The sequence below is a fragment of the Cellulophaga sp. F20128 genome (genome assembly GCF_023015805.1).
Taxonomy (GTDB): Bacteria; Bacteroidota; Bacteroidia; order Flavobacteriales; family Flavobacteriaceae; genus Cellulophaga.
Map to the genome: position 1 here is coordinate 444,240 of NZ_JALKBA010000002.1, position 20,656 is coordinate 464,895.

19 protein-coding genes are annotated in these 20,656 nt (G+C 34.3%); 15 read left to right on the top strand and 4 right to left on the bottom strand.

Translation table 11 applies throughout. From position 1 onward, the window contains the following. Nucleotides 1-56: 56 nt before the first annotated feature. The 5 genes from MWU65_RS03985 (at nucleotide 57) to MWU65_RS04005 (ending at nucleotide 7,971) form a co-directional block, all read left to right on the top strand. A complete protein-coding gene (locus MWU65_RS03985) occupies nucleotides 57-1,118 on the top strand; it encodes a mannonate dehydratase (protein ID WP_247075875.1) in 1,062 nt (353 codons plus the stop codon). A gap of 504 nt (nucleotides 1,119-1,622) precedes the next feature. Then, entirely contained in the window at nucleotides 1,623-2,504 is an 882-nt protein-coding gene (locus MWU65_RS03990) for a phytanoyl-CoA dioxygenase family protein (protein ID WP_247075876.1), read from the top strand. A gap of 121 nt (nucleotides 2,505-2,625) precedes the next feature. After that, nucleotides 2,626-5,583 carry a T9SS type B sorting domain-containing protein gene (locus MWU65_RS03995; protein ID WP_247075877.1) on the top strand — a complete coding sequence of 986 codons (2,958 nt, stop codon included), beginning with the start codon at nucleotides 2,626-2,628 and terminating at the stop codon, nucleotides 5,581-5,583. A gap of 185 nt (nucleotides 5,584-5,768) precedes the next feature. After that, a complete protein-coding gene (gene hemN / locus MWU65_RS04000) occupies nucleotides 5,769-7,130 on the top strand; it encodes an oxygen-independent coproporphyrinogen III oxidase (protein WP_247075878.1) in 1,362 nt (453 codons plus the stop codon). 22 nt (nucleotides 7,131-7,152) lie between these two features. Beyond that, nucleotides 7,153-7,971: a universal stress protein gene (locus MWU65_RS04005; RefSeq protein WP_247075879.1), complete on the top strand. Its 819-nt coding sequence runs from the start codon at nucleotides 7,153-7,155 to the stop codon at nucleotides 7,969-7,971. A 281-nt stretch (nucleotides 7,972-8,252) separates the two neighbouring features. Here the strand turns inward: MWU65_RS04005 and MWU65_RS04010 are convergent, their stop codons facing one another. Further along, nucleotides 8,253-8,429 carry a hypothetical protein gene (locus MWU65_RS04010; protein ID WP_247075880.1) on the bottom strand — a complete coding sequence of 59 codons (177 nt, stop codon included), beginning with the start codon at nucleotides 8,427-8,429 and terminating at the stop codon, nucleotides 8,253-8,255. 187 nt (nucleotides 8,430-8,616) lie between these two features. Here MWU65_RS04010 and MWU65_RS04015 point away from each other — a divergent pair, with 187 nt between their 5' ends. The 4 genes from MWU65_RS04015 to MWU65_RS04030 are packed head-to-tail and all read left to right on the top strand — an operon-like array spanning nucleotide 8,617 to nucleotide 9,864. After that, a complete protein-coding gene (locus tag MWU65_RS04015) occupies nucleotides 8,617-8,946 on the top strand; it encodes a YtxH domain-containing protein (RefSeq protein ID WP_247075881.1) in 330 nt (109 codons plus the stop codon). Beyond that, nucleotides 8,946-9,293, top strand: a complete 348-nt coding sequence (locus MWU65_RS04020; protein ID WP_247075882.1) for a hypothetical protein — start codon at nucleotides 8,946-8,948, stop codon at nucleotides 9,291-9,293. The genes MWU65_RS04015 and MWU65_RS04020 overlap by 1 nt, the downstream gene beginning before the upstream one ends. Before the next feature lie 10 nt (nucleotides 9,294-9,303). Further along, on the top strand, nucleotides 9,304-9,501 hold the full coding sequence (locus MWU65_RS04025; protein ID WP_247075883.1) for a hypothetical protein: 198 nt from the start codon (nucleotides 9,304-9,306) through the stop codon (nucleotides 9,499-9,501). 45 nt (nucleotides 9,502-9,546) lie between these two features. Next, a complete protein-coding gene (locus MWU65_RS04030; protein WP_247075884.1) occupies nucleotides 9,547-9,864 on the top strand; it encodes a hypothetical protein in 318 nt (105 codons plus the stop codon). A 60-nt stretch (nucleotides 9,865-9,924) separates the two neighbouring features. Here the strand turns inward: MWU65_RS04030 and MWU65_RS04035 are convergent, their stop codons facing one another. Further along, on the bottom strand, nucleotides 9,925-10,284 hold the full coding sequence (locus MWU65_RS04035) for a hypothetical protein (RefSeq protein ID WP_247075885.1): 360 nt from the start codon (nucleotides 10,282-10,284) through the stop codon (nucleotides 9,925-9,927). A 490-nt stretch (nucleotides 10,285-10,774) separates the two neighbouring features. Between MWU65_RS04035 and MWU65_RS04040 the strand changes: the two genes are divergently transcribed. Both MWU65_RS04040 and MWU65_RS04045 read left to right on the top strand, forming a co-directional pair. Beyond that, complete coding sequence (locus MWU65_RS04040) at nucleotides 10,775-12,424, top strand: beta-N-acetylhexosaminidase (protein WP_247075886.1); 1,650 nt, start codon at nucleotides 10,775-10,777, stop codon at nucleotides 12,422-12,424. A 13-nt stretch (nucleotides 12,425-12,437) separates the two neighbouring features. Beyond that, nucleotides 12,438-14,213, top strand: a complete 1,776-nt coding sequence (locus MWU65_RS04045; protein WP_247075887.1) for a glycoside hydrolase domain-containing protein — start codon at nucleotides 12,438-12,440, stop codon at nucleotides 14,211-14,213. A 111-nt stretch (nucleotides 14,214-14,324) separates the two neighbouring features. Here MWU65_RS04045 and MWU65_RS04050 read toward each other — a convergent pair whose 3' ends face one another. Next, nucleotides 14,325-15,173 (bottom strand): ThuA domain-containing protein, encoded by an 849-nt coding sequence (locus MWU65_RS04050; protein ID WP_247075888.1) that lies wholly within the window; start codon nucleotides 15,171-15,173, stop codon nucleotides 14,325-14,327. A gap of 841 nt (nucleotides 15,174-16,014) precedes the next feature. Here MWU65_RS04050 and MWU65_RS04055 point away from each other — a divergent pair. The 3 genes from MWU65_RS04055 (at nucleotide 16,015) to MWU65_RS04065 (ending at nucleotide 19,256) form a co-directional block, all read left to right on the top strand. Beyond that, nucleotides 16,015-16,866 (top strand): universal stress protein, encoded by an 852-nt coding sequence (locus MWU65_RS04055; protein WP_247075889.1) that lies wholly within the window; start codon nucleotides 16,015-16,017, stop codon nucleotides 16,864-16,866. Nucleotides 16,867-17,726: 860 nt separating this feature from the next. Beyond that, a complete protein-coding gene (locus MWU65_RS04060) occupies nucleotides 17,727-17,990 on the top strand; it encodes a helix-turn-helix transcriptional regulator (protein ID WP_247075890.1) in 264 nt (87 codons plus the stop codon). A 3-nt stretch (nucleotides 17,991-17,993) separates the two neighbouring features. Then, the gene (locus tag MWU65_RS04065; RefSeq protein ID WP_247075891.1) at nucleotides 17,994-19,256 is read left to right on the top strand and encodes a type II toxin-antitoxin system HipA family toxin; all 1,263 of its coding nucleotides are present in this window, start codon (nucleotides 17,994-17,996) and stop codon (nucleotides 19,254-19,256) included. 122 nt (nucleotides 19,257-19,378) lie between these two features. Here MWU65_RS04065 and MWU65_RS17790 read toward each other — a convergent pair whose 3' ends face one another. Beyond that, a complete protein-coding gene (locus MWU65_RS17790) occupies nucleotides 19,379-19,492 on the bottom strand; it encodes a transposase (RefSeq protein WP_348646016.1) in 114 nt (37 codons plus the stop codon). Between the two features lie 572 nt (nucleotides 19,493-20,064). On the opposite strand from MWU65_RS17790, the gene MWU65_RS04070 reads away from it, so the two are divergent. Continuing rightward, nucleotides 20,065-20,622 carry an RNA polymerase sigma-70 factor gene (locus MWU65_RS04070; protein WP_247075892.1) on the top strand — a complete coding sequence of 186 codons (558 nt, stop codon included), beginning with the start codon at nucleotides 20,065-20,067 and terminating at the stop codon, nucleotides 20,620-20,622. The last annotated feature ends 34 nt before the right edge of the window (nucleotides 20,623-20,656 follow it).

Below are 20,656 nucleotides of genomic sequence, written 5' to 3' on the forward strand. Positions count from 1 at the left end.
TTGTATTTTAAGTTAAGGGTAAGAAACGGCATAAGTTTCGAAATAAAATAAAAAATATGAAATTAGGTTTTGGTTTGTATAGGCACATGCTTACGGTAGATAATTACAGATTTGCAAAGCAATGTGGGGCCACACATTTGGTAATTCATTTGGTCGATTATTTTGGCCACGCTCAGAAGGATGAAGATAGCAATCAGCCTGTAGGGAAATCAGAAGGCTGGGGCAAGGCTGGCATAGGAACGCCTATTTGGAGTGTTGAAGAACTTATTGCAATAAAAAAAGAAATCAATGCTCAGGGATTAGTATTAGAAGCCATTGAAAATTTTGATCCTTCGCATTGGCATGATATCCTTTTAGATGGCCCTAAAAAGAAGGCGCAAATGGAAGACATAAAACAGTTAATCCGCAATGTAGGAGCTGCTGGAATTCCCAATTTTGGTTATAATTTTTCAATTGCAGGAGTAGCTTCTCGTTCACAAGGAGCCTATGCCAGAGGCGGGGCAATGTCTGTTGGAATGGAAGGGGTAGACGAGACACCCATACCTAATGGAATGGCTTGGAATATGGTGTATGATGAAAATGCTCCAGAGGGCACAATAGCAAAAATTAGTCACGCAGAATTGTGGAGTAGATTACAGTATTTTTTGGATGAGATAATACCGGTAGCAGAAGAAGCAGGGGTATCTATGGCAGCACACCCCGATGATCCTCCTATGCCTTATGTTAGAGATACACCGCGTTTGGTGTATCAACCAGATTTGTATCAAAAATTAATCGATATGAAACCGAGCAAGGCAAATAAGCTAGAATTTTGTTTGGGTTCCTTGTCAGAAATGACAGAAGGTGATGTGTATGAGGCTACTGATCAGTACAGTAAACAAGATAAAATATCTTATATCCACTTTAGAAATGTAGTAGGGAAAGTACCCACTTATAAAGAGGTTTTTGTAGATGAAGGGGATATTGATATGATTCGGATTCTCCGAATTTTAAAGAAAAATAACTATCAAGGGGTACTTATTCCAGATCATACACCGCAAATGACCTGTGACGCGCCTTGGTATGCAGGTATGGCTTATGCTATGGGCTATATGAAAGCAGCTATGAAATTGGTGTAGTTGCGAGGAATATATAAAAAATTTGATATCTAACTTTATTTTTGATTTGAGTTGTTTAAGACAAAATGATAATCTTTAAATTGCTAATGAAATTACATATTGTAATACAATTATAGTTCCTAAGTTGAAAAGAAGTAAAACTAGCATTGGCCTAATTTAATCCGTAAATGGTTTTATTGTATGTGACAGTTTAATAAAGCGGTTACTATGTGGAAGGGCTAAGGCCCATAGATAAAAACAACGGAAGGGTGCTATTTATCTAGGTGCCCCACAGAACAAGAAAATAAAGAAACCATAGAACAGTAAGGTAGGAGTTTTTTAAAAGAAGTTACTGATTTTGGTAAGACTATCAACCTAGGGAAGGATGTGTTTTTGCTACTAGAATAAGTACAAATACAGGTAGTCCTAGAAGATAAACTATATAAAATAAGCTAAGACACATATGCTATACTAATATCTAATTAGAAACGCTAAATAAGTCAAACAAAATTTAAGTCATTAGTTATGTCAAAGGTTAGAGATTTAGCAGATTACCATGAATGTATTTCCAAGCTTTTTAAGCAACCTGCATCTAAAGAAGAGTGGGAGCAATATAAGTTAACTGAAGATCAGTTGGCGTATTATAATGAGTATGGTCACTTATCGGGAATTAAATTATTGGAAGAATGGCAGGTAGATGCTTTAAACAAAGAATTAGCTGAAATTAGGGATCCCAATCATCCTGCACATCATTTATTTTATGAGTTTCATAGTAATGAATCATCAGATGCCAATTCCGTTTTATTTCATTCGTTAGGGCATTGGCGTATTTCAGAGGGGTTTCACGATGCTATATGGAACCCTGCATTTGTTATGGCAGCCAGTCAATTGTTGGGAAATAAACCGGTTCGTTTTTGGCATGATCAATTGTTTTGTAAACCAGCAAAGCATGGAGGCGTAGTTGCTTGGCATCAAGATTATTCATACTGGACTCGTACAACGGCCATGCAACACCTCACATGTTGGACCGGTTTGGATGATGCTAGCACCGAAAATGGTTGCTTGCATTATGTTCCTAAAAGTCACAACTGGGGTTTGCTAGAGAAGCCAGAATTGGCAGGAAATATGAACGGATTGTTAGCCTCCTTAACAGCAGAGCAGAAAAAAGAATTTCAGCCCATCCCAATTGAGCTCAAGAAAGGATTTGCTACTTTTCACCATCCACTAATGGTTCATGGTTCTTATGAAAATAAGTCAGCGAGAAGCAGAAGAGCTTTTGTATTGAATGTTTTTGCAGATGGAACAATTAGTAATACAGATGATGAATTATTGCAAGGTGTTCCGGTGATTGGCAAAGGGAAGAAAATGGAAGGTAAATTTTTTCCGCTGATATATACTGCAGATTAATTAGAACTCATTGTTATCAAAATGATACTCTAAATGTAGGCAGTAAAGAACAGAGGCAATTGTTTTCTGAACATGGGTTATATTATTTTTATATCTTTTAGGCTAACACGAAAACTTACCTATGAAGTTACGCATTTCATTTTTTTTCTGTTTTTGTTTTATCATGAATGGGCTTGCCCAAAAAGAGGCTGCAATATGGTATTTTGGTAGTAATGCTGGCTTGGATTTTAACAGTGGAGCTCCTGTAGCGCTCACAGATGGTGCTATGTTTACAAGAGAAGGATGTGCTACTATATCTGATAGCAATGGTACGCTTTTGTTCTATACCAATGGTGTAACGGTATGGAGTCGCAATCATAATCCAATGCCAAATGGATTTGGTTTATTTGGACATGAATCTAGTACACAGGCTGCAATAATTATTCCTTATGTAGGCATTCCTAATTCCTACATAATCTTTACGTTAGACCAAGGAGGAGAGGGGAAAGGTCTTAATTACAGTATCGTAGATATGTCATTAAACGGTGGACTAGGAGATGTGACAACCAAGAACACCCATTTATCTGTCGATGTTACCGAAAAAATAACCGCAGTAAAACATACCAATGGTACCGATATTTGGGTAGTTACTCACCGGTACAAAAGTAACGAGTTTTTAGCATATTTGGTTACGGCATCTGGAGTTTCAGCAACACCAGTTATTACGGCTGTAGGAGAAGTACATACTGGCGATTATGGTGGTATTGGTAGTCTTGGGTCTATGAAAGCCTCTCCGAATGGAGAATTTATAGCGTTAACAACATACAGTTCTTATGTGCATGAAGTTTTTCGGTTTAATTCTACAACGGGTGTTCTAAGTAATCCTTTAAATTTAGAAAGCTTTTTTGATACTAGGTTGCCAAGTGATGATTTTAAACCAGATATTGCCTATGGTGTAGAGTTTTCCCCAGACAATACTAAAATTTATTACACTATTGGATCATATCCAAATCCTTATGTTCGTGAAACTTCTATCTATCAATTGGATATTTCAAATTACGATTTAACTACTATCTTAGGGACAGCAATACAAATTACACCTACTATTCCAGGTAGCTATGGGGCAATGCAATTGGGTCTAGATGGTAAAATTTATGTCGCAAATTCAGGTGAGAATTATTTAAGTGTAATTAAAAATCCAAATAGTTCTGCTACAGACTGTGATTTTGAGCTTGAAGCAATTCAAATTTCTCCGGGGTCAAGTTTGTTTGGTCTCCCTCAGTTTATTACCTCCTATTTTAATTTAGGAATAGAAGCAGTAAATTTTTGTTTCGGAGATAGTACGGAATTTGGTGTATATTCTCGTGATCCCATTGTTGGTATATTGTGGGATTTTGGTGATGGAGTTACCAGTATTTTAGAAAATCCAAGCCATAATTATACTGTTCCTGGAGAATATACTGTCACTGCATTGATTACCACTGCTACCACAAGTAAAACAGAGACACGGGAAATTACCATTTACGATGTTCCTACGGCTAATGCACCAACGAATTATGAAGTTTGTAGTTTACAGGATATCGTTGAATTTGATTTGTCTTTAAAAGATGCTGAAGTTTTGGGGAGTCAGTCTGCCACAGATTTCTCTATAACTTATTTCAAAAGTCAGTTAGAAGCCGAAGAAAACTGTGTTGATCCGTTGCCAAAATTATATTCAAATACATATCCTATAGAAACCGTATATGCACGAATAGAAAATGCGAATAGCAGTTTGTGTTATCAGATAAGTTCTTTTGATTTAATTGTAAAGAAAGCGGCTGTTTTACACCCTGTTGCAGACTGGACGGCTTGTGATTCAAATTCAGACGGTTTTTATAATTTTGATGTGAGCCAAAAAGATGTAGAAGTACTAAATGGACAATATGCTACTGAATTTAGGGTGCAATATTTTGAAACTTTGGCAGATGCGGTCGGGAACACCAATGCGGTTGCAACAAATTATCAAAACACGAGTAATCGGCAAGAGCTCTATTTTAGGATTCACAATATCACGGATCCTGAGTGTTTTGAAACGGGAAGTTTTACCATAGAAGTTATTCCTGCAATTATAGCAAATACCCCGAGCAATATCCTGGTCTGTGATACCGATCTCACTAATGATGGTTTTACCACTTTTAATTTAGAAAACAAGGATACGGAAGTATTGGGGGGGCAAAATAGCGCAAATTTTAATATTGATTATTATGCATCTCAGGAAGATGCGAACATCCGTAGCAATCCTTTAGATAAAGTAAGTTATACTAATGCAGAGGCATTCCAAGAAACCATTTATGCTAGGATAGAACCTATTGATTGGACAAATTGTTATGAAACCACCAGCTTTATCATAACGGTCAATTTACGACCACAACCACCCTTAAATAATCAGTATGTAATCTGTGCAGATAGTCCCAATCCAACAATTGATGGTGGAGATTTTGAAACATGGGAATGGTATGATGAATTAGGAAATATTTTAAGTGGTAATCAGTTTTTTACGGTAACTGAATTGGGTGTGCATAGTTTGCGAGTAACGCAAACAACAAATGGACTATCCTGTGAAAATACGGTAAGCTTTGTAGTTGTATCTTCAGATCTTCCAGAAGATTTTAAGGTGAATAATAGTGGTTTTTCTGACTTAGTAACTTTAGAAGTAGAAGTAAATGGCTTTGGTGATTTTGAATATTCAGTGGATGGTATTAATTATCAAGATAGTAGTGTAATTACGGTATATCCTGGGGTATATACCGTTTCTGTTCGGGATAAATTGCTCTGTAGAACATTAAGTAAGGAAGTAATTGCTTTGGGATATCAGAAGTTTTTTACACCCAATGGAGATACCATTAATGAATATTGGAATATATCAGGAGCAGAATATTTCCCTGACGCTCAAATTTTTATATTCGATAGAATTGGTAAAGTAATAAAACAGATGAAACCAAATGACTTGGGTTGGGATGGTACCTATTCAGGAAAGCCATTGCCAGAATCTGATTATTGGTTTAGTTTTCAGCAAAGTGATGGTAAAAAGTACAGCGGACACTTTACACTCAAGCGGTAAGGAGTTTTTAGTACTATTAACCCTCAGTTTTTGTTTTGAATAGTTTAGTCAGATGAAAAGTGACTTTGTTGATTTACCTGGTTTACCAATAATAGACTAAAAATTATTCATAATTATCATCTATGATATTTGTCATATTTCAAACGAACAAAGACCAGTATATTTGACTTAAATATACCCCATAAATGTGCAATTTAGTTCAGAAATACAATATCCCCGGACCACGTTATACCAGTTATCCAACAGTTCCATATTGGAATGATGCTACTTTTTCAGGCAAACAATGGAAAGAAACACTTGTGAAATCCTTTAAAGAAAGCAATCAAAAAGAAGGTATAAGCTTATACATACACCTGCCTTTTTGTGAGAGTCTATGTACCTTTTGTGGTTGTCACAAGAGAATAACGAAACGGCATGAGGTAGAAACGCCATATATAAATACGGTGCTAAAAGAATGGCAATTGTATTGTGATATGTTACCTGAAAGGCCTATCGTAAAAGAATTGCATTTGGGTGGGGGGACGCCTACTTTTTTTACACCACAAAATTTACAAGAACTTATTAGGGGTGTTTTTAGAAAAGCAGATAGGGCAGCAACCTATGAGTTTAGTTTTGAAGGGCACCCCAACAATACCACAAAAGAACATTTGCAATCCTTGTATGATGTTGGTTTTAGACGTGTAAGCTTTGGAGTGCAAGATTACAATGAAAGAGTACAGAAAGCAATACATAGAATACAGCCTTTTAGCAATGTAAAAAATGTGACCCAATGGGCTAGAGAAATTGGCTATACCTCTATTGGTCATGATCTAATTTTTGGATTGCCGTTTCAGACCCTAGCGCACGTAGAAGAAACTATTTTAAAGACGAAGGAATTACTGCCAGACCGATTAGCATTTTATAGTTATGCGCACGTACCTTGGATAAAAGGAAACGGACAGCGAGGGTATAAAGATGAAGATTTGCCAAAAGCTACCGAGAAAAGAGAGCAGTATGAGAAAGGAAAACAATTGCTTGCAGAGGTAGGGTATACGGAAATAGGGATGGATCATTTTGCTTTAGAATCAGACAACCTAAAGAAAGCATTAGACGAGGGCGCTTTACATCGGAATTTCATGGGGTACACAGCGTCTAAGACACAGGTAATGATAGGTTTAGGTGTCTCTAGTATTAGTGATAGCTGGTATAGCTTTGCTCAAAATGTAAAAAGTTTAGAAGAATACAATCATTTGGTTTTTAATGATATCATTCCCATCTATAGAGGGCATATTTTAACACAAGAAGATCGTATAATACGAAAACATATTTTAAATTTGATGTGTAGGTTGGAAACTTCTTGGAGTAACAAAAATGAAGAATTTATGCAGTTAGCAGAAACTTTAAATAGGTTGCAAGAAATGGAGTTAGATGGCCTAATTGAAATTTCTCCTTCCAAGCTTACAGTTTTAGAGAAAGGCCGACCTTTTGTTAGAAATGTATGTATGGCCTTTGATACCTTATTACATCAAAAAACACCACAAACTAGATTATTTTCTATGACTGTTTAATACTAATCTTTAATTACAAAGTATGAAAAAAATTATTGTACCCGTAGACTTTTCAGAACAATCTAATAATGCTTTAAAAGTCGCAGCATCATTGGCATCAAAACACAAGGCAGAAATTATTGTTTTGCACATGCTAGAGTTGTCTTCAACTATGATTTCTTCAGAAGGTATGCCTCAAGAACAAGTTGTGTTTTTATTAAAACTAACAGAAAAAAGGCTTAATAAGTTTTTAGACAAATCATTTTTAAAGGATATTAGCGTAACCCCTATAATAAAGCATTATAAAGTATTTAGTGAAGTAAATGAGGTGGCAGAAAAGCATGGAGCAGACTTAATTGTTATGGGGTCCCATGGGGTTGATGGCTTAGAAGAAATATTTGTTGGTAGTAATACGGAACGTGTAGTACGGAACGCTACAATACCTGTATTGGTTATAAAGGAGAAAATCGAAAACTTTGTTGTAGACTCTATTGTGTTTGCTTCAAATTTTAAAGTCGAAAATTTAATTGCTTTCCATAAAGTAAAAACCTTTGCCGAGCTGTTAAATGCAGAAGTTAACTATGTGTATATAAATACACCAGGTGATAATTTTCTAAGTACCGAAGATGCTTATTCTAGAATTGCAGCCTTTATCTCAGAGGCAAATGTGGGTATAGAAGTAGAAATTTATAATGACTATACGGTTGAAAAAGGAATATTAAATTATAGTGCCACAACCAATGCCGATTTAATAGCGATGTCTACCCATGGACGCAAGGGAATTTCTCATTTCTTTATGGGGAGTATTGGAGAAGATGTAGTGAACCACGCTAGTATACCTGTGGTAACTTTTAAAATATAAGGTAGAAGTAGGTTGTAAAAACCTACTTCATTGAAGTACTATCATAAACAATTGCTTATTCGCTTTTCTTTTTACTTTTCATTAAAAAACTAAGCACAATAGCAACAAGTACGATACATACTAAAGCAAAAATAGCAATCATTATTTTACCATTGCTAAGGTTAGATAGGATAATCGATAAATTCATTTTTTGGCGGTTTAAATACGTTTAACGCTGTAAAGATAGTACGTATCATTTGCTCTAAATATGATATTTGTCAGTTTTAATTCAACTGTGTTTATTATATTTCAATTGCAGAGATCCAAAGGCCTATTAATAAGATAACAATAATACTAAGAACTATTATAAATGCAATAATTGTGGTTTTGTCCTTTTGCATTAAGTAATTCCTTGTTTTTTGGTTTTTCTCTTTTACAAATTGAAAGTCTTCTTGTCCTTGCTTTAAGTCCTTTTTCATATTTTTTTTAATTTTATTAATCCTGTTTACAATACTATATAAATTCTCTTTTTATTATTAATGCAATAGGTGAAAAAGCTAACTCATACGCTGTGTTTCATATGAGTTACCTTTTACATCATTTACGTTAATACAAGTGCTTTAGTATTAGGAACTTTGTCGTAGTAACACATAAAAACATAAAATCATGAGTAATAACAGTAACACATTATTAGGAGTATTAACAGGAACCGCAATAGGGGTAACCTTAGGAATTTTGTTTGCTCCAGATAAGGGGGTAAATACCCGTAAAAAATTGGTAGATGAAGCCGTAGCAACCAAGGATTCTATAACAGATAGAGCCTTAGAGTTAAGAGATACTGTAGTTTCTTCAGTGGAATCAAACAAAGATACTTTAGATGCCAAATTAGAATCTATAATGTCAGATGCAAGCTATAAAGCAGAAGATGTAATTGGTCAGTTAGAGTTGAAATTAAAAGAATTGAAAGCTAAGAATAAGAAATTGCAAAAATCATAATGAGTGTAATAAAATCCATAGACAAAACAGCAAGTGATGCTGCAGCTTCGGGAAAGAAATATGTTGAGGTATCTAAAAAGTACTATCAATTAAAAGTTTTTCAGCAACTAACAACCATATCGTCATACGTAGTTAAAACAGTTATTTTAGGAGGACTACTGTTGTTGGCGTTTTTGTTTATGGCTATTTCTGCAGCATTGGCTCTAGGAGATTTGTTTAATAGTATTCCCTTAGGTTATCTAGCCGTTGGTTTCATCTTTATTTTAATAAGCCTCTTGGTTTATAGCAAGCGAAGATCTATAGAAAAAATATTAATTGTAAAAATGTCTAAAACATATTTTGATTAAAACAGTACCTATGCAATACAACTCGTTCAAAGAAATAGAATTAGATCTGAAAAAATTGAGTCTGGAGCGCCAAATATTGATTGAAGAATTAAAGGTGCAAAAACACAATGTTGCAGAAGATCTAAAACCATACAATTGGATTAATTGGGCATTAAAATTTGCCCGTAAATACGGTGCATTACTTCTAATTAAAAAAATATTTAAGTAATAGGTAATACATGACCCTTTATATAACACTACTAAAATAAATACTATGAATAATGAGTATGCCAAAAGTGAAAGAGAAAACATAGAAAAATATCAAGCGAAAGGATATGAACGTAATTATAAGGTAGTTCAAGGTGCCTTGGTAGATGTAGACACAAAAGAAATTTTTAAACCAGAAGAGATTTTCGTGGTTAAGGAGTATAGGTATGAAGGAATGAGTAACCCATCCGATTTGTCTATCCTCTATATTATAGAAACGAATACAAACAGCAAAGGAACGCTGCTTATAGGCTACGGTCCTACTGGAGACTTAGATGCTTCTGAGTTCTTTAAGGCAATTCCAAAAAAGAATTATTCAAGTTAGGATACCTTGCGCTTGGCAATAAAATTGCTGGATGCACTAAATAAAGAGTGTTTTATATCTTTAGTTTAATACTTCTTTTCTGTTCGTAACTCTAAAACAACGTTCTGCTCCTAAATAAGCGGGATTACCGTGTTTCTCTGACCAGAATCCGTCTAAAATATCTTTAGAAAGACATTTATAAACAACTACACCTTTAAATACGGCCTTGTTTTCTCCTATATAATTGAAATTGATAACTAAAACATTATCCTTAAAGAATCCAGTTCCCAACTGGTATTGTTCATTTTGTATATGCCATTGGGCTTTAATTCTGTTGGTGGCATCTAATTCCAGCGTAAGCGTTCCTTTATAAGGTGTTTCAGCTGCATCTTGATTGCTTCCAATTACGGTGTATTTACCAGGTAAGTCTTGTAGTGTCATTTTTTAAGTAAAAAATAGAAGCATTGTACTAAAAATATCCTCAAATTTAATATTTAAAATAATAAACTCCCAATTTAAAATAATTGGGAGTTTAATGCTTGTGGCTGTATTGTAAACTAACTTAAGGAGACTTGATATGGTTGTAGTACCATCTCTTCCGTTTGCTTTCCTTTTATAAACAGTAGCACAGGAACCCAAAATAGGAGATGTGCTTCTTTTTCTCGAGAGTAGTATTTGTTTTAAAGTTTGCGTGCAACGAATCAAGGGAAGGTTAACTATTCCTCCCCTTTCGGTATTCACAATTAAACTAAGGTATTCATATTGTTTTAGAGAATAGTTATGCCTACACGCGATTTTTTGTTAACCGTAGAATATAGCAAATTAAGAGAAAATACAATTAAAATATATAAGGCTGATCTTACTTTAGTACTGTAAATCCAATTTTAAGATTTAAATTTACGGTTTAGGTAAATATTAAAAACATCACAAAATGAAATTAAAAGTAAGCTGTTTAATAACAATTTTAACCCTATTGGGTTGTACAGAAAAAAACAAAACATTCACGACTGGAGAAATATCAATTTTACCACAGCCAGTGTCTGTTGTTTTAGCAGAAGAATCTTTTTTATTTAAAGAAGGGCAATCTATACATACAACCTCTAAAGAACAGCAAAATGCGGCAAACAATCTCAAAGATTTTATACTTGCTGATGCTGGGATTAATTTAGCGTTAGACGAAAATTCGGCTGCAATTCATTTTGAAAAATCAGAAACAGTAGCGCCAGAAGCCTATGAATTACTTGTAACACCAAAAAAGATCACCATTAAAGCCAATGATGCAGCAGGTTATTTTTATGGGGTGCAAACAATAAAACAATTGATTTCAAAAGAAACTTCAGAAAAATCGAAAACGGCAAAATATGTAGTGCCATCGGTTGCGATTGAAGATAATCCGCGTTTTAAATGGCGCGCTTATATGCTTGATGAATCGCGCTATTTTCATGGGGAAGCCTTTGTAAAACAAATGCTAGACCAAATGGCATTGTTAAAAATGAATATTTTTCATTGGCACCTTGTAGATGATGCAGGCTGGCGTATCGAAATTAAAAAATATCCGCTATTGACCGAGGTTGGTGCCTTTAGGACCGATTCTGAAATTGGAACATGGAAAAGTGGAAAAACTTCAGGAGAACCACATGGTGGATTTTATACCCAAGAACAAATAAAAAATATTGTTGCTTATGCGGCAGAACGAAATATTACTGTGGTTCCTGAAATTGAAATGCCTGGACATTCAAGTGCAGCTATTGCGGCTTATACCTGGCTAGGTACCGCAGGTGTAGATATTGATGTGCCTGTGAAATTTGGACGTTTGTATGATAATTATGATGTTACAAAACCAGAGGTTGTTCAGTTCATTAAAGATGTTTTGTTAGAGGTTTTTGAATTGTTTCCTTCTGAAGTTATTCATATTGGGGGTGATGAAGTAGGGTATAAAGTATGGGAAGATACCAAACATGTTCAAGAGTATATGAAAGAGTATTCGATTAAAACTCCGGCCGATTTACAAATACAATTTACTAATGATATTTCAAGATTCATTGAATCGCATGGACGAAGAATGATGGGGTGGAATGAAATTATGGGTAAAAATATTCACCAAGGTTTTGAAGAAAAGAAGGATGATAAAGAGGCAGAAACTGAATTGGCTAAAAACGTAGTAGTGCATTTTTGGAAAGGAGATCTTGCATTGGCGCAAGATGCTGCTAAAAAAGGATATGGGATTGTTAATTCGCTACATAGTAATACCTATTTAGATTACAGTCATAAAAGCATTACTTTAGAAAAGGCCTATAATTTTAATCCTATCCCAGAAGGTTTAGAAGCCGAATATCATAAAAACATTTACGGTTTAGGTTGCCAAATGTGGAGTGAATGGACACCAACCAATGCAGATATTGAAAGACAGACCTTTCCTAGAATAGCGGCCTATGCGGAAGTGGGGTGGACACAACTTGAAAATAAAAACTATGAAAGTTTTAAAGTAGCCCTTAAAAAAATGCAAAAGCATTGGGATGTTTTAGGAATCAATTCCTTTAAAGATTATGAAAAAATTGAAGCTGAATTAAAGACGAAATAAAGGGAAGTTAAATATGATAAATAAAACATTTTTATTGCTAGTATTTGTAAGTATACTAGCTGTTAGCTGTAAAGAGGAAAAGAATATTGTAGTTGCGCAAACCTATGAAGAACCCAAAGATCCATCAGTCCGAATGGATGAAAATTGGGAAGCGGTACCAAAAGGATTACAAGCTTCAGTTACATCGACCAACATTAGATATGTAAAAAGTGAACTTCCAAAAATTGATATAAAAAACAGTTGGAGTGGTGCGGCATGGAAAGGAGAGCGTATTTCGGGCCAATTAGTGCTTTGGAGTAATGACTCTATTCACCATGTAAGTACAGAGATTTCAGACTTTAAATCATCTTCAGGAAAAAATCTACCAGCAAGTATCGCGCAAACACGTTTTGTGAAATATGTTATTACAGATGAGTTTGCTGGGGGTTGTGGGTACCGAAAACCAGAAGATTTTGCGGCTTCCTTGGTTGCCGATGCCTTAGAAAATGTAAATTCTTATGCTGTAAAAGCACAAGAAACAAGACCGATTTGGGTAACGGTAGATGTGCCGTCTGATGCGGAATCCGGAACGTATAAGAGTACAATAACGCTACATATAAAGGGACAAGAATCAAAACAATTTGAATTCACTTTAGAAGTTATCGATAAGGTATTACCGAAAGGAACCGATTGGAAATTTCATTTGGATTTATGGCAAAATCCGTATGCAGTATCTCGCTTTCATAAGGTAGAACCCTGGTCTCAAGAGCACTGGGATTTACTGAAGCCCATTATGAAGCGACTTGCCGATTCTGGCCAGAAAGTAATTACGGTGTCTTTAAATAAACGTCCGTGGGGCGGACAAACATTTGATCAGTTTGAAGCTATGGTCAATTGGAAAAAGAAATCCGATGGAACTTGGGCTTATGATTTTACCATTTTTGACAATTGGGTGCAGTTTATGATGGATTTAGGTGTGAAAAATCAAATAAGTTGCTACTCTATGGTTCCTTGGGGCAACGAGTTCTACTATTTTGACGAGGCTGAAAACAAAGAAATAAAAATTAAAGCACCTCCAGGAACCAAAGAATATAATGAACTATGGATTCCTTTTTTAAAGGCCTTTAAAAAACACCTGGTTGCAAAAGGATGGAATACAATTACCCGCATTGCTATGGATGAAAGGGGTCCAGAAGAAATGAAAGCAATGTTAGAATTGCTTAATGAATATGCTCCAGAATTTGGCGTTTCTTTCGCCGATAACCATAAGAGTTACAAATTGTACCCGGACGAATTGAAGGATATGTCAGTCGCTTTTGGCCATCCTGTAGATGAACAAGATCTAGTGCAAAGAAGAGCTAATGGCTTTGTCAGTACGCATTATGTATGTTGTTCTGATGGGTTCCCAAATACATTTACATTTTCACCTCCGGCAGAAGGTGTGTTTATTGGCTGGTACACAATTGCAGCTGATTTTGATGGTTTTTTGCGTTGGGCCTACAACAGTTGGGTAGAAAATCCATTACAAGATTCACGTTTTAGAACCTGGCCCGCTGGCGATACTTATATAGTGTATCCTGATAATAGAAGCTCTATTCGTTTTGAAACCTTACACGAAGGTCTGCAAGATGCTGAAAAGATTAGAATACTAAGAGAAGAGTTAAAGGATAAAGGTATGTTAGAAGATCTAGATGCGTTGAATGCGGTGGTGGCACAGTTTAATATTACAAGCCAACCTGAAGATTTGGAAGGAATGCTAAAAGAAGCCAAAACCAACCTTAATTTATTATCTAAAAAATTGGTGAACTAAGAGAAGCTCCCATAGAAAATAATTGAATTGCAGCAAATGGATTGTTTATTATTGAAAAAGATAAACAATCCATTTGCTGTTTTTTATAAATGGAAAGTTTAGATCCCTTTATTAATTTTGATTTACAACCCACTTTATACCTTCAATAAGATGTTGTCGTCCAAAATCCGTATCCAAAGAGCGTAAATCATGACCTAATTCTGTATAGAAAAACCTTCCTCCACCCCAATCTCTAGTCCATGCAATAGGATGATCTTTACCCATAGGAACGCCTCCTCTGGTCTTGAAATAATCTCTAACGGGTTCGTAGGTCAATTCGTCTACCCGAAGTAACACTTGTACCCCTGGCAATCCAGTAACAACCTTGGTGTGGTTGGTCCAATCTGCTTCGTACCAAAACTCTTTGCCCATTCCTTTAACGGTAGGATGATTCATTGCCTCGGAATCTACCATCACCTTAGCTTTTAGAAATTCAGAATCACTATTAAAATCACAACCTCCCAAATCCAATAACCAAGGCCAGTTTTCCTGATGCACTAACAATGCATGTAAACCAACTATTGCGCCCCCTGCTTTATACCATTCTTCAATAGCCGTACGTTGTTCCTTATTAAAAACTTTATCGAGAACATTGGCATTGTTAAATAGCAGTACATCGTAATAGCTCAATTTTTTCTTAGAAATATCATCTCCAGTTTCACTTACATCTACCTGCATATTATGCTCTGATCCTAAACGTACAATCCATCCGTTTACGATGGGAATGTCTGGATGTCGAAACCAACCAGTACCCGAAAACAGCAACACCTTCAAGGTGGTTTCGTTTCCCATTGCATTGCGTTCATGTGTTTTCTTTTGATGGTTTACATCCAGATGTTCTTGAGCGCTTATTTGAAAAGTCAATAAACACAATGCTGATAAAAAGAAAGTGGTTGTAATTTTGTTTCTTTTGTTTTTCATACGTTAGCAATTTTCAGGGAGTCAATATTTGTTAAAATAATTCATTTATATGGTTAGTAATTTCACCATCAAGCCTAAGTATACTGAAGCTTTGATATCATTGCAGAGATGATCTTTATTAAAGGAATTAAATATACAAAAAAGAAAAACACTATTTTTGTAATTTACCTACTATCAATTAATTACAACAAAATTAGGCGTTTTACTAAAAAAAATAGAATCATATAGATCATCCGCTAGCATATCCCTAGTTCTTCACTTTAATATTTCGGATATTGCTTTAAGGGTATTAAATCTATTCGCTTTTGCTTTCCTTTTTTTTAAAATAGATGAGTTATACCTAAAAAATACTTCTTGTCGAGAGTTCTGCTAATGCCATCTTCCTTTTGGAAGCATCAGATCAAGATTTACGATTATGGACATTCTTATTTTTGTATGGTTAGATCGGACCCTTGTATTGCTAGGACTCCTATCCGAGCGGCGGCGGTACTATTTTATGACATAATCAATTTTAATTGGTATAAATAATCCTTTGCAATTAAACTGTAAGACAAAAATTTATAATAGCGAATATTTTGAACTTAATTGGCTACCTTTAAGACAAAGTAATGCTGGAACTAATTAGGAGTATGTTTATAAACTGCAATTATACATATTTACTATTTTGCGAGTACAAACATAAATTTGCCACTACTTTATAGTAAGCAAATGTGGTTAAAGAATTAACGCATCACATTAGAACTCCACTTTTTATTTCAGCAAGTTATTGGCTGACAATTATCATAGTTTTAGATAGTTCCATCAGCTAATTTTACATTAAGAATATAAAAATTTAAAAGTTATGAAAAAAAAGATACTACTTCCAACAGACTTCTCTGGCAATGCCAACAACGCTATAAATTACGCAGTTGAACTTTTTAAAGGAGAATCTTGTGAATTTTATATTCTACATTCTAACTATCTTCCAGGGTATTCCAAGGATAAGCTTTTAAGTCCTGAACCCACAAAAAATCAAATTGATGAGGTAAAAGCGATTGCTGAAGAAAAGATGGGAAAGTTGAAAGTTGAAGATCGTTTCAATGAGGATAACACTAAGCATACCTTTCATTTTTTGAATGAATTTGGATCTTTTATTGAAGTACTCAAAAACACGGTTGAAAAGGAAGACATTAAGTTGATAATTATGGGTACCCGTGGAGAAACGGACAACAAAAATGAAATTCTCGGTAGCAATGCTGTAAATACAATGGAAAAGGTTAGAAACTGTCCTGTGCTAGCTATTCCTGGGAATATTAGGTTTAAAGGGCTAAACGAGATTGTATTTCCCACCAGTTTCAAAACACATTACAAAGAAAACGAATTGGATACTTTAAAGCAAATTTCACAATTAACTAGCGCGCCAATCCGTATTTTATATGTTCAAAAGGACAATGAATTGAGTAAGGAGCAAATTGATAATAAGGCACTGCTCAATGAGATTTTAGCCGCTGTAAACTTTACACATCATAAATTATACAATGTAAGTTTACAAGACGGTGTACGTTGTTTTGCGCAAAGCAGAGAGAGCGAAATGATCGCTTTTATTAATAAAAAACATAAATTCTTTGGTAGTATTTTTTCTAACCCATTGGTAAAAGAATTAGGTCATAATGCTAATGTTCCGGTATTGGCTTTACACGATTTAAGAAACTAGTATCCAACAGGTATTTACCTTAAAATAGAGGTGATTTAAGGGAATTCTAGGAGTTCTGCATATTGATGTTATGGGGGTGTCCTATGGTTTCAATGGTAACGAAAACGATCCTAGAATTTCGGACTTTAGAATTAAATTTTAGGGATCCACCGAAGATTTTTATACAAAATAGATTGACTTGGTAGTCAAAAAGTGGAGCCGGAGGATTAACTTCGTTGTTCCCATAAGGTTCCGTACTGTAAATACAACTGACTGATTTTTCAGATCAGGCACCTAAAAATAGCAAAACCCAATCAAGTTTACTTGATTGGGTTTCTTATGCTTTAATGCACACACCTGTTGTGCATAATCGTGGAGCCGGAGGATTATAGATCCCTTGTACTCGCAATGTTGCAAATAAAAATACCCATCATTTAGAATGATGGGCATCTTAAATCTTCCAAAAATACCGAAGCAAACTTCGCATTTTAGCGCGCTTTAATCTGCTGCGTATTTTTGAGTGTCGTGGAGCCGGAGGGACCAGAACTAAACACCCAAATGCCCTATAAATAAGGGGTAGGGAAGTACCTTAATTTTGTGCGCACCGAATAGGTGACTTTTTAACATTTGGTTGCTTTTTTTGATTTTTTGTTTATGGTTGGTTGTAAGGATTCTGAAAAATTAGAAACAGCATATAATTAAATCAAAAGTGTAAATTTCTATTGTGAGATACTGACTCTAAAATAGTAAGTTTCTCGAAAGTTTGCTAAAATTGAATATTCTGATTTTGTAATATGGAAGTTTATAAAATATTATATCTATCATTATAATGGTATTTTTAAGTTAAAAAGCCTATATTTAGACAATATAATGGTAATAAAATGTTAGAGGTTATAAAAATAAAAGATGTGAAGGTCAAGATTGGGGAGGTGTGTAAGGCACTTCGTAAATCTGATGGACTCTCTAGAGACGAACTTGCACAGGTGCTTGATGTTTCGAGCACAACAATTCAAAACATCGAGAATGGTAAAAATGCTACGCTCGATACTATTTTAAAAGTAGCAAATCATTTTGGATTATTGCAGTCTATTACTAAAGAATTAGACAAGACTATTACAAATCAAAACAATATTTCACTGTATTAATAAATGGCTAGAGATAAAATCATAGATATCATTGCTTTTGGACTTGAAATTGGAAAATTAGGCTACAACATAGATCAGGGCAAATCTTTTTTCCAATATAATCCTGATTTTTTAGCATCTGGCAAATACTCAAATCTTTTTCCCTTTATTTTCAAACGCACAAAACAAGCACAGGTATTCACCGAATATCAACAAGATACCTTTCAAGGGGTACCACCAATGATTGCTGATTCTTTACCTGATACTTTTGGTAATATAATATTCCAAGAATGGTTGACAGTAAGAGGAATTCAAAAGGTAACACCTCTTGAGCAGCTAGCATATGTAGCAGACCGTGGTATGGGAGCATTGGAATATAAACCTATCAAAAAATTACCAAATACAACTACAGTTAATATTGATGAGGTTATCACAATCTTAGAGAAGGTGTTAAAACTTAAAGAAGACACTATTGGAAAAGACCTTAGCGAATTATCATTGCTCAACGTCTTCAAAATAGGAACCTCTGCAGGTGGCGCCAGGCCTAAAATCTTAATTTCAGAACATAAAGAAACGGGAGAAATCATTGCTGGAGATAGGGAAACTAGCGAAAATTATAATCACTATTTGGTGAAATTACACTTCGATGACAGTGATGGTTATAACAAAGAAAAAGTAGAATATGGGTATTACTTATTAGCACAAGAAGCAGGTATTGATATGATGCCTTCCAAGTTAATTGAAAATAAGCATTTCGCCACTTTACGATATGACAGACAACACGGAGAAAAACAACACGTTTTAACCGTAACTGGTTTAACTGGTTGGGATTTTAAAAGCCAGCCAGAGAATTCTTCTTATGAAAATATCTTTAAAGTTGCCGTAGGTTTAGAAGTGCCACATAAAGATTTACAGCAACTATTTAAGCGAATGGTGTTCAATCTTGTTTTTAGAAATGTAGACGACCATCTAAAGAATCATAGTTTTATGTATAACAAAGAAAGTAATAGTTGGAATTTAGCACCTGCCTATGATTTGACCTTTGCGCTTAACCCACTAATTACATTTAAAACAATATCTAGAGCTTTATCAATTAATGGTAAGCGTACTTCAGTAACAATGAAAGATGTCCTTACTATTGCTGAAGAATTTTCTATAAAGAATCCCAAGGGAATTATTGGAGATGTCCAAGCCTTAATTCCTCGATGGTCAGCAATTGCTTCTGAATTAGAAATACCGAGGAATATAATTAAAGCAATTCAAAAAGAAATAAAGAAAATAGAATAATGGTCAATAGTGGATAGGGCGGGCAAAGTGAGCCACTTGCGGCGGATGAAAGTGAGTATAGCAATTCAATTGCTCAAAATCGATTGATTTGTGGTTAAATTTAGTACTTATTTTTAAGTTTTTTAGATTAGTTTTTGAACATGAAATCTATCAGTCACGATTTCTGTTTTAGGAAAACATTTTTTAGCGATCAAGTTCATATTTCCGGCCATATCGACAGAAACTTCTTTGACCATATTCGTCTTTCAACAGGGATCCAATCAAGTACATTGTTGACGTTATCCGCTTTGGTTCCCTTGATAATGGCCACTATACAACCTTTCTTTCCGTTAGCTCCTCTATAGGTTAAGAACGTAGCAGGGTTATACCTGGTCCGTGCAATGACTTATTTATCAATAAGTTAATGAATTTTAAAATATGCTGTAAACCGTTTTTGTTGACAATACTATGAATGAACTTAAAGTAAAATTCTTTACAAGCTGTAAAGCTATAAATATATGATTTTTTGGAACACAAGCATAAATAATATCTTCAAATTATTAGGTATTTCACTATGCAGCGGCTTATGTAAAATAAATTTAATTTAGATTATCTGATTGAAAATTTTGGTAATTAGCTTTTAATTTATAATTGAGTCAACGATTTTCATTTATATTTTTTTGGTTGTAAGTTGGCTAGTTAATATGACATTTTTTTTTGCAAATTGAAAATATCCAAATCACCTTAAAAAATAAATATTCCTAAATACTAATTTTAGTCAACATCTTTTTTATAGTTTTGTTTTTACACCAAATAACTTCCTAGCTTAATGAATCTTATACTTGAAGAAATAAGTAAAAAGAACGAAAAAATTTTTAAAATTTTTTTTGACAAACATTATGAAGAATTGGTTGTTTACGCCAATGGTTATCTTTTTGATAAAGATTCAAGCAAAGATATAGTACAAGAAATCTTTATCTATTTATGGGAAAACGCGGATAATTTAAAAATTGAAAAATCCTTAAAAGGGTATCTACGTATTATGGTTAGAAATAGGTGCTTAAATTACCTAAAGTCAATAAAAATAACAGATAATTTGGAATTTTTGGATTTTAACTTAGCTTTAATTTCAGAACATGTTTTCAATTCTAGTACAGAAGAAGATAAAACCTTAATTTATCATAAGGTTTTAAAAATTATTGATACCCTTCCCGAAAAGATGCAACAAATTGTAAGGTTAAAATTCATACATAAATATAAATATGCTGAAATTGCCAAGGAGTTAGGAATATCAATAAATACGGTTAAAACTCAGCTAAAAAGGGCTAAATTAAGAATTACTGAAATGGTAACTTCTATTTTAATTTTACTTCAACTTCATCAATAATTTTGGTAAATTTTTATTTATTTAATATTTAAGT